The 11,093-nt window shown below is 65.3% G+C and carries 4 protein-coding genes and 1 pseudogene; 4 read left to right on the top strand and 1 reads right to left on the bottom strand.

Features of this window, described 5'->3' with window-relative positions:
• Window positions 1–136: 136 nt before the first annotated feature.
• A pseudogene (locus tag ABFX45_RS45155) lies at window positions 137–1,293 on the top strand (IS3 family transposase); the annotation flags it as partial.
• Here ABFX45_RS45155 and ABFX45_RS45160 read toward each other — a convergent pair.
• Entirely contained in the window at window positions 1,290–2,375 is a 1,086-nt protein-coding gene (locus tag ABFX45_RS45160) for a tyrosine-type recombinase/integrase (protein WP_346137256.1), read from the bottom strand. The pseudogene ABFX45_RS45155 and the gene ABFX45_RS45160 overlap by 4 nt on opposite strands.
• Window positions 2,376–3,178: 803 nt before the next feature.
• On the opposite strand from ABFX45_RS45160, the gene ABFX45_RS45165 reads away from it, so the two are divergent.
• From ABFX45_RS45165 to ABFX45_RS45175, 3 genes are all read left to right on the top strand, one after another.
• The gene (locus ABFX45_RS45165) at window positions 3,179–9,334 is read left to right on the top strand and encodes a PA14 domain-containing protein (protein WP_346137257.1); all 6,156 of its coding nucleotides are present in this window, start codon (window positions 3,179–3,181) and stop codon (window positions 9,332–9,334) included.
• Between the two features lie 29 nt (window positions 9,335–9,363).
• The gene (locus ABFX45_RS45170; RefSeq protein WP_346137258.1) at window positions 9,364–9,861 is read left to right on the top strand and encodes a hypothetical protein; all 498 of its coding nucleotides are present in this window, start codon (window positions 9,364–9,366) and stop codon (window positions 9,859–9,861) included.
• 661 nt (window positions 9,862–10,522) lie between these two features.
• Window positions 10,523–10,984, top strand: coding sequence for a L,D-transpeptidase family protein (locus ABFX45_RS45175; protein ID WP_346137259.1), 462 nt, complete (start codon window positions 10,523–10,525; stop codon window positions 10,982–10,984).
• The last annotated feature ends 109 nt before the right edge of the window (window positions 10,985–11,093 follow it).

Below are 11,093 nucleotides of genomic sequence, written 5' to 3' on the forward strand. Positions count from 1 at the left end.
GGGAACGCACGGCTGGAAGGTGGCATTGAACACACTGATCAACCTCTTCCCCGGTCGCATACTTTTCTGATAACCTACAAATGTAAGCAAATCACCTCTGGCTTACACAAAAATCGTGACAGGCTCGCTCACACGGGAGAACGCTCGTTTGAACAAACGGTTGGACACCACCGAGACCGCTCTGGACATCATGGGAAAAGCGCACGCTCTCTTGGAAAGTCTTTCGGAGAGAGCGGATTCCGACGAGCAGCGCAAGAAACGCTGACCCGAGCCTACGTGTCCATGACCGCCGGCGGTGTGCCCACCAGACAAGCCGCCCAGCTGGCCGGCCTGGTGCGCTCGACGGCGATCCGTCACGGCAAGGCCGCGACCGCGCCCACGCCGGTGGTCATGCCACAACCGGCACCGGCCCCGCTCAACAAGCTGACCGTCCTGGAACGGCTGCGGATCCTCGATGTGCTCACCAGCGCGCGGTTCGTGGACCTCGCGCCGCTGCAGATCTACGCGCAGCTGCTCGACGAGGGCCTCTACCTGTGCTCGGTGTCCACGATGTATCGGGTCCTGGCGGACAACAAGCAGGTCAGGGAACGCCGCCGGCTCGCGCGCCACCCGGCGAAGGTGTGCCCGGAACTGGTCGCGACCGCACCACGTCAGGTCTACAGCTGGGACATCACCAAGCTCGCGGGCCCGGTGAAGGGCACCTACTACGACGCCTACGTGATGATCGACATCTACTCCCGGTACATCGTCGGCGTCCATGTCCACGCCTGCGAATCCGGTGTCCTGGCCAAGGAACTGATGGAACAGATCTTCTCCGTCCACGGGGTTCCGCAGGTCGTGCACGCCGACCGGGGCACGTCGATGACCAGCAAAACCGTCGCGGCCCTGCTCGCCGACCTCGACGTCACCCGATCACACTCGAGGCCTCGGGTGTCCAACGACAACCCGTACTCCGAAGCACTGTTCAAGACCCTGAAGTACGGCCCGGAATTCCCCGAACGCTTCGGATCGCTGACAGAGGCGAGGCAGTTCATGGACACCTTCACCCACTGGTACAACCACGAGCATCGACACACCGGCATCGGCCTGCACACACCCGCGGACGTCCACTTCGGACTGGCCGCCGCCAAAGCCGCCGACCGGCGCACCGTCCTCGCCGAAGCCCGCGCGCGGCACCCGCACCGGTTCGGTGGCATCACCACCGCGCCAAAGATGCTCGACCTACCCGACACCGTCTGGATCAACCGACCAGACAACGACACCGACCAGACGACCGGCACAGAAGCCGCCTAACACCCACTGGCCTCATTCACCTTGACAAATTCCGGTTGGGTAGGTGGTGTCCGAGGCGTCGTGCTTGGGCGATTTCGGGTGCGCCGTCTGCGATGAGCCAGGTCTTGTGGCTGTGCCGGAGTCCGTGGAACGTCAGGCCGGGGCGGATCGGCACTGCGCGGACGCCTGGGTGCGGTCGCCCTTCGTTGCCGTTGACCGCGGGGTTTGAGTACTCGGCGGATGAATGTGCTGCGCCACAACCATGTTCCGCTCTCGGCGGTGAACACGAACTCGTTGTCGTGCCGCTCAAGGTGTTTGCGGAGCATGGTGATGAGGAACGGCGGCAGAGTGATGGTTCGGGCTGATGAGGGGGTCTTGGGTGAGCCGAGCCACCGCGTGTGCGCACTCTCGTGTAGTGCCCCGGTGCGTGGATCGATGATCAGGACGCCGCGGTTGAGGTCGATGTTGTCTCGTCGTAGACCGGTGAGTTCGCCCCAGCGGCAGCCGGTCCAGGCGGCGGTGATGATGAGCAGGCCAGCGGTCTCGCCGCCGAGTGCTGCGGCTTGTTCTGCGATGCGGAGGACTTCGGTGGGTGTTGCCCAGACGCGTTTGCGTTCGATGCGGTGGCTGCGTCGTCCTCGGCGTCGGTAGCGGCGGATGGGGTTGGTGGGGATGAGGTGTTCGTCGGGGGCGTCGGTGAGGATCATCGACAGGACCTTGACGATGGTGGCGATTGTGGTGTTGGCGTAGCCGAGTTGGCGCAGGTCGCTGATCCATTTGTTCACGCCGAGCGTGGTGATGGCGCCCAGTGGTGTGGCGCCCCAGCGGAGAAGGATGTGGCAGCGAAGAACGCTGCGGTAGTTGTCGATCGTGCGTGGGTCGAGGTCGAGTGCGGCGAACCAGGTCGTGACCCATTCGGCGACGGTGGTGCGGCCGCGGGTGGGCTCGAACCACGTGTTGCGGCGCTGGTCGCACTCGATATCGGCGGCGTAGTTGTCGGCTGCGCGCTGCGTTGTGAAGCCGGAGATCGAGGCGGTGTGCCCGTCGCCGGTGCGGTAGCGGACTCGCCAGGACTGAGTGCCGATCTGTTCTGTCCAGGCCATGACGACCTCCAAGCGACGTGGTGGTGTCGTCCGTTGTGCGCCGTTGACGGTCTGATCGCAAGTTGAGGTGGTCTGCACGGCCGTGGTCTGGCCTGTGGGGAGCGCCGAGCGGTCTGACGGGGCTTGCCGCTGGTCAGTGCGCCGTCTCGCATCGACATCGGTGGGGAACTGATGATTTGTCGAGACCGGTGAGGAGGCCCGCAGGTGCCTCGCGGTTCCGCCGGCGAGTCGTGCCCAGGCGGGCCGAAGCTGTGGTGCGTGTGTGACTCCTGTGTGCTGAGTCTCGCATCGTTGGTCGCAGGCGCTTGCCTACGCCGAGGAGGCTGTGTGATTGCTCTATTTGGAGTCTGTGGTGTGTGATCGACGTTAGTTAGCGTTCCTGCGGGTACGCCGGGTAATTGTGTGGTCACCGGGGGGTGATCATCGCCTGGTGGTGGGCTTAAGGGGGGTCATGCTGATGTCGCGTGCTGCGGAGCCGCTTCACAGACCAATGGTCACGATCGTCTGTCTCGCGGGATCGCCATCCGCGCGTTCGTCCGGCCTTCGCCGGTTATCCGTGACCTGCTGACCGCCTCGTTTTCTCCTTTGATCTGCCGGGTTTAGCCCGGTTTCCGCCGTACCAGCACGCCTGCGTTCGCCTTCTGTTTGACGCGCGGGTGTGCTGGTGACGGCTGCTGTCTTCGGTGTCTGCCGATGGATTTCTGTTATTTCCTTTCACGGGAGTGTGGATGAGTCTGCCTGGAGTCAGACGGACAAAACGGTCGTACAGACCCGGTGGTAGATCGCCGGTTGCCGCGGTGCTGGTGGCGGCGTTGGTCGCTTCGGTGGTGCAGGCGGTGCCCGCGATCGCGGTGGCTGCGCCGGCGGCGGAGTATCGCGATCCTCGTGAGTTGTCGTCGTGGCCGAATCCGAAGCAGGAGGGCCGCAAGCACGAGTCGCCGAAGGCGGCGGGTGACTTCCGGCCGTTGATGGGCGCGGATGCGGGCAAGGCGGCGTCGAAGTTCGATGCGAGGACGTCGAAGGAGGTCGGCCGGGCGGAGAAGTCGGTCGACTACGTCAACCCCGACGGCACGCGCACGACGGTACTGTCGAAGGTGCCTGTCAGTGTGCGGGATGACAAGGGCGCGTGGCGGCCGGTGGAGACCCGGCTGGTCGAGGACCGCGGTTCCAAGCGTGCCAAGGTTGATCTGCACCAGTTGAAGCCGGAGTTCGCGGCGTCCGCCGAGGACCGCGGTCTGTTGACCCTGGGGCCGATCAACCTGGGTGAGTCGGGTCAGCGGATCTCGGTGGCGCTTGAGGGCGCCAAGCGGGTCGGCCGCCAGGTCAAGGACTCGAAAGCATCCTATGTGGACGTGCTGCCGGACACCGATCTTGAGTACGAGGTCGAGCCGGGCGCCGTCAAGGAATCCATCATCGTCAAGAAGCCGACGTTGACCAGCAGCTGGGTGTTCCGGATGGACACGGGCTCACTCACCCCGTCGCTGCAGGACCACGGCGTGTTGATCAAGGATGCCAAGGGCAAGGTCGTCGCGTCGTTGCCGCCGATCGTGACCTGGGACTCGTCGGGCAGCGCAAAGGACAACAAGGCGCCCGCGCAGACCGGCGGCACCTACGGGCTCAAGCAGGACGGGAAGTCCTGGCTGCTGACCGTGTCGGTCGACCCGAAGTGGCTGAACGACAAGGCACGTGTGTTCCCGGTGATCGTGGACCCGACCTACACCTACGGGTTCAACAACGATGACGAGTCGAGGGCCTACAAGTCCGACGGCTTCCAGTGCACCAACTGCGGTATCGCGGTGGGCAACTCCAAGTCCGGCCCCGGCGGCGGTGACTCGATCTGGCGTACGGCGTTCCGGCACGACTTCACGCCGTTGTTCGGCAAGAACATCGTCGGCGCCCGCTACGACTTCTGGCGCAACGCGCAGACCGGGTCGAATTTGTCGTGGCAGTCGAACCTGCACCACGCGACCTCGTTGGACATCAACGGCGTCGGCCAGTTCCTGGCGTCCGGGCCGATCGGTGACCGGGGCTCGATCCAGTCCAAAGCGCTGACCGACTTCATCGCGGGCAAGGTCAACGCGCGGGACAACAGCACCTGGTTCATGCTCACCGGTTCGGAGGGCAGCGACTGGTCGTACAAGAACATGCAGGTCAACCTGATCGTCGACCACGGCACCGCGCCGCCGGCGACGTCGCTGGTGAGCCCGGCGGACGGCAGCGTGCTGACCAGCCTGACGCCGACGCTGTCGGTGAGCCCGGTGAGCAACCCCTCCGGTGACGGCACCCTGTACTGCTTCAAGGTTGCCACGGGAGCCGACGGGCAGTCTGGCACCGTGGTGGACTCCGGCTGCATCACCAGCAACACCTGGACCGTCCCGCCAGGTGTGCTCACCGACGGCACCAGCTACACCTGGACCGTGCTGACCGCGCTCAGCGGCGGTGTGACCACCACGACGCCCAGCTGGGTCGGCCGCTTCAAGGTGAACCAACGGATCGGTGACGCCGGGCCGGCGCCGAAGGACACCCTCGGCCCGGTGACGGTGAACCTCGCGAACGGCAACGTCACCACGAAGATCGACGGTCCGACGTTCGCCAGTGTGGGTGGTTCGTCCGGCCTGTCGTTCACCTACAACTCGCAGGGCCGCGAGCCGTACGGGCTCCGCGCGTCGTACTACAACGACAGCACGCACTCCGGTGCGCCGGACGCGAACCCCGTGCTGGTGCGCAACGAGTCCCAGGTGAACGCCGACTGGGGCACGGAGTCGGTGTTCGCTCCCGCGCTGACGCCCGACTGGTTCGTGGGACGCTGGGAGGGCTTCTTCCAGGTTCCGGCGACGGGCACTTACCACTTCGGTGGTGTGCATGCGAACGGCGCGAAGATCTGGGTCAACAACACGTTGGTGTACGACAACCCGAATACCTCGGACGTCAACTTCGCGCTGAAGAGCCAGAACGGCCCGGTCACCGAGATCGCGCTGACCGCGGGTCAGCGGGTGCCGATCACGGCTGAGCTGTACCACCGCACCGGCGCGGCCAGGATGAAGCTGTGGGTGCAGACCAACGAGGCGTCGAACAAGGTGGTGCCGCCGCAGATCGTTCCCGCGTCGTGGCTGTACACCCAGGATACCCCGGCGCTGCCGTCTGGCTGGCAGATCAACACCAGTCTGGTGGGCGGGGAGGCGACCTACGTCAAGGCGCAGGTGCAGGACCAGTCCATCGTGTTCACCGACTCGTCCGGCTCGAAGCACACTTGGGCGAGGACGGGCTCCGGCAGCTACACGCCGCCCCTTGGCCAGGATGGCATCCTCGGCCTGGACACCACCGGCAGGATCACGCTGCACGAGGGCGGCGTGGTCACGACATTCAATGCCGACGGCCACCTCGCCGGCCAGTCGACCGCGGCGGACAGCCTTTCTCCCGCGGCGAACGTGATGACCTGGACGGGTTCGCCGTCCCGGCTGTCGCAGCTCGGCGATCCGGTGTCCGGCCGGGCACATCGCTTGTACTACAACCGTTCCGGCGATGACTGCTACGCGGGGCGCACGCCGCCGCCCGGCTCGGACGCGCTGCCGCCGGCCCACATGCTCTGCCGCATCGCGTACTGGGATGGATCACAAACCCTGCTGTGGTACCGCAACGGCACGATCTCTCGGGTCGAGAAACCCGGTAGCGACTTCACTGATCTCGGTTTCAACGCCGATGGCACGCTGGCCTCGTTCCGTGGCCCCGGCGTGGTCGACTGGGTGGCGCAGGACCCGGCGACGCGCAACATCGCCGAGACCTACACGGCGATCAGCTACACCGATCTGGGTGGTCGCCGAGCGGCGGCCAACGTCCAGACGCCGTCGGCGAACGGACTGGCGAACGGGCAGCGACTCGGCCACACCTACCGATACGACAGGGCCAACCGTCAGTCCTTTGTGGACATCTATGGGTTGTCTCCGGCAGCTGGTTACGCCCTGAAGGTCACCTATGACGACGCCGACCGGCTGCTGACGAACACCGACGCGACCGGCAGGACGACCTCCAGCACGTGGAACAACGAAGACCAGCTGCTCACGAGCACCGACAGCGCCGGACGGGTGTCCACGACGGTGTACGACCACGCCGACCGAGTGGTTGACCGGTGGGGTCCGGCTCCGGCGAACTGCTTCAACGGCCAGGTGCCGACAGCAGCCTGCTCGGCGACGGTGCCACGTGAGCAGACGATCTACGACGCGACCATGCAGGGTCTGGAAGCGACGTGGTGGGACAACGCCCGTCTGGCCGGCACGGTCAAGACGCACGTGACGGGTGGGCTGGGCACGGGTGGTGCGATTGATGCGCACTTCGACGGCACCACGCCACCGGCCGCGGGTCTGCCGGGTGCCGGGTACTCGGCCCGGCTCAGCGGCGAGATCGTCTTCCCCGACGCCGGCCAGTACGCGCTGCGGGTGCTCGCGGACGACGGCGTGCGCGTCTCGATCGACGACCAGCCTCTGATCGACGCCTGGCGTGACCAGGGGCCGACCTCGTACACCGCGAACTACACCTCGCCGGCCGCAGGTGCGATCAAGCGCATCCGCATCGACTACAACAACACCGGCGGTCCGGGCGACCTGCACCTGTACTGGACCCGGCCGGGTGGCACCGAGCAGGTCGTGCCCGGCGCGAACCTGCGTCCCCGTTACGGCCTGGCCTCCTCAAAGATCAAGTCCGAGTCGGCCGGCGTTGCCGACGAGGTCGTCGGGACCAGCTTCACGGACAACGGTCTGGACGCCGCGTACGGGCTCGCCACCAGCACCACGAAGGGCGCGCTGACGACCAGGGCGAGCTACGAGGCGGTCGGCAACGGATACCTGAGGGAGGTCGGCAAGACCAAGCCCACAGGTGCCCAGACCGTCTACCAGTACTACGGCAACACCGAGACGCGGGACAACCCGTGCACAACCCAGGTCGACGCGGTCAACCAAGCAGGCATGCCGAAGCTGACCCGTAAGCCAGCTCCCGCGTCCGGCTCCGCCCTCGAGGAGGAGCAGATCTACGACGCATCCGGCAGGGTCGTCGCGAAGAGCTCCAGCGGTACGTGGACCTGCACCACCTACGACGGCCGCGGCCGGGTGACCTCGATCAAGCACCCCTCGACGTCGTCTGCGGCGGAACGGACCGTCACGACGAACTACGCGGTGAACGGTGACCCGCTCACCTCCTCGGTCAGCGACCAGAACGGCACCGTCACCACGAGGGTGGACCTTCTGGGACGAGTGGTCGAGTACATCGACGCCCACGGCGTGCGCACCGAGACCACGTACGACGAGGCAGGCCGCACGGCCATGGAGAAGGTGAAGGCGCCGAACAGTGCGGCGCAGCAAACGACCTCCACCTACGACGACGCCGGTCGGGTACTCACCGTGTCACTCGACAACATCCCGCTGGCCACCGTCACATATGACGCGGCCGGTGAGCTGGCGACGGCCACCTACGCCAACGGTGCCTCTCTGACCTCGATCGGCAGGGACACGGCGGGCCGCACGGTCTCGCAGACGTGGAAGACCAGCGACAACGTGCAGGTGGTCTCGACCGTCACCAGGACGCGGAACGGCACGATCATCGACGAGACATTGGGAGGCATCGACGCCAATCCGAACGGGTCGAACTACCTCTACGACGGTGCGCGCCGGCTGACTCAGGTGTGGACCACGGGGCACCACTACACCTACGACTTCACCTCGGCAGCGAACGCGGCGTGTCCGGCGGGCACGCAGTCGAACGCCGGTCTCAACACCAACCGGGTGCGTCAGCTCGATGAAACCGCGAGCGGTGTAGCAGAAACGAGCTACTGCTACGACGCCGCGGATCGACTGCTCGCCACCGTCGGCGGGACCGTGGTGAGCGGGGTGCAGTACGACAAGTTCGGCAACACCACCCAGTACACGGTCGGCGGCGCCACCACCCACCTGTCCTGGGACGGCGCGGGCCGCAACATCGCGGCACGCTCCACCGGAACCGACCCCGCCGACGTCTCGTACCTCAGAGACGCCACCGACAGGCTCATCCAGCGGAATGCCGCGCAGGGCGACACCGTCAACGTGGTGCGCTACGGCCACACCGCCGCCGGTGACACCTCTGACGTCGCACTGGGTGCCGACAACACGTTGCTATCACGCACCTTCAGCCTTCCTGGCGGAGTGATTCAGACGTGGACGCCCACCGCCGCCGCGCGGACGACCGACCACCCGTCGGTGCGAGGTGACCTCGCACTGACGACCGGTCACGACGGCAAGCAGATCGGTGCGCTGCGGACGTACACGCCCAACGGCGAGCCGCTGAAGACGGACGGCACGGTCGACCCGGACGGAGTTCCCGACAACCTGCCCGGTCAGATGGACCACGGCTGGGCCGGACAGCACCAACGCCCGTACGAGCACGCGGGTGCGCTGTCCATCGTCCAGATGGGCGCCCGTCCCTACAGCCCGATCCTCGGACGATTCCTGTCCGTGGACCCCGTCGACGGAGGCAGCGCGAACGACTACGATTTCGCCGAGCACGATGCTGTCAACAACGAAGACCTGGACGGCCGGGCCTCACACCGTGTGCTCGGGAAGAGCCAGATGAACTGGCACGAGCGGATTCGCTGCATGTGGCTCCCTCGTCAGTGCACGATCTATCTGGCGATCTCAGTCTGGGCAATGCGCACAGCGGCGAGTTGGTACCCCTGGTGGGAACGCGGCCAGAACGCCTTCCGGCATTGCATCTGGCAGGCGATGCTCGTGTTCACGATGGGCTACTGGGTAGCCTATGCCTGGGCTACCGCGCACGAAGGAAACAGCAGGGGCAAGGATCACGACCAAGATCTACACAACAACATCTGGGGACGCAGTGTCGGTCTCGGCATCAGGGGCTACGGACCGTGGGCGAAGGACATGGCAATTAGGCGTTGTAATGGGCATCTGTCGTCAGGACGGTTGAGTTCTTGGTGAGACGTAAGTTTCGTTGGTCAGTGCTGGGTGTGGCCCTTCTCGTGGCCGCACCCGGCCTGGCCGGATGCGGCCTCGGGAAGTTCATGGAGCGGGAGTGCACCCCTGAAGCTGACGCCCTCGTGAAGAGACTGAAGGCGAGTCCGGTGCTCGAGTTGCTCCCTCCTGGGGCAAAGGGCCAGGAAATTTATGCGACGAGGCCCTGCGACGACGAGGACAACCTCGGTGAGGTGGGCAGGAAGATGAGCTCCACATTGGAGGACGGTGAGCTACTTGCCTACTTCCACGAGGAGTTTCCCAAGCAGGGATGGGTGCTGCAGCAGGAACTGGCAGGCCTCCCTCGTGAGCCCAACGGGTTGCGCACAGGCGAGCCCCACCAGTGCTACGAAAACCCGGCGGAGCCGAACGTAACGCTGGAAGTGACGCTGGGCCTCGGTGAGAATCCCGATACAGACCTACATGTGACGTTCATCTTCAACGGCAGCACATACAGCTGTGCCAACACCACTTCTCCGCCACAGACCCGCTAGGTGCTCAAGGCTGTTCCTGTGGGGCAGACTTCTTGGTCAAATGATCTTGCTACGGCCTGGGTCCTCCGGTTGCACGGCACCAGCGACGACATCGTCTGGTTGGATGACGTGAACGCTGCTGCGGTAGTCGTAGAGCCCTTCTAATCCCGGTTTTTCTGATCAGGTCGGCCACGGACGGCACATGCCGTGAGTGGCCGATCTTTGCGTGGAGAGTGTCATGTTCCGGCGCCTGGCCGATGTTCCCGTGCTGGTTCGAGTTCTGTGTCCTGTTCTTGCGGTGATGGCCGTTGCGGTGCTGGTCGTGGCGTCCGGTAAGGGGTCTTCTCAGGCTGCTCCGATTGGTACTCCGGACGAGCGCAGGTCCACGTCCGCTGAGCAGACGACAGTGAGCTCGTCTGCTGGTTCGAGTTCCAGTGTCGTGACCACGACGACGTCGGTCAGTGGCGTGACGAAGTCGTCTGCCGCTACCGGTTCGTCTGTGCCGCGGCCTGCTGCGGTGGCTGCGCCGGCGACTTCGGTGCGGAGTGTTGTGGCGCCGTGGTTTGTGAGTCGTGTGGGTAGTGCGACTCAGGTGAACTCGGTGGTGGGTTCGGGTGGGTCGAATGCGACGTTGTCGACGTGGCAGAAGTCGGGGAGTGACTGGGCGCAGGTGCTCGGTGGTGTGGCGGCGAAGGTCGGTTCGCCCGGGATCTCGAGTTCTTACGGGGAGTCGTCGTCGGCGACGCCGGCTGGGGTGTTCGCGATCACTGGTGCGTTCGGTCGGCAGGCTGATCCTGGTGCTGGGGTGTCGTACTTTCGTATCGACAGCTCGGACTGGTGGGTCAGTGATGTCAACAGTCCTGACTACAACACTCATCAGCGGTGTGCTCGTGGGACGTGTCCGTTCAACGAGAGCACGTCGGAGAACCTGGCTGAGCATGGTGCTGTCTACGACTACGCCTTGGTGATGGGCGTGAACTCTCAACGCGTCCCTGGTGCGGGTAGCGCGTTCTTCGTGCACGTCACGAACGGCGCTCCGACTGCCGGCTGCGTGGCGATCCCCGCGAGCACCCTGGCGTCGATCGTGCGTTGGGTTCGTCCCGGCACGGTGATCGCGTTGTCGCCGCGGAATTTGTCAAGGTGATTGAGACCAGTGGGTGTTAGGCGGCTTCTGTGTCGGCGTGTTGATCGGTGTCGTTGGCCGGCCGGTTGATCCAGACGGTGTCGGGTAGGTCGAGCATCTTCGGCGCTGT

The sequence above is a fragment of the Lentzea roselyniae genome (genome assembly GCF_039537795.1).
In the GTDB taxonomy this organism is placed as follows: domain Bacteria; phylum Actinomycetota; class Actinomycetes; order Mycobacteriales; family Pseudonocardiaceae; genus Lentzea; species Lentzea atacamensis.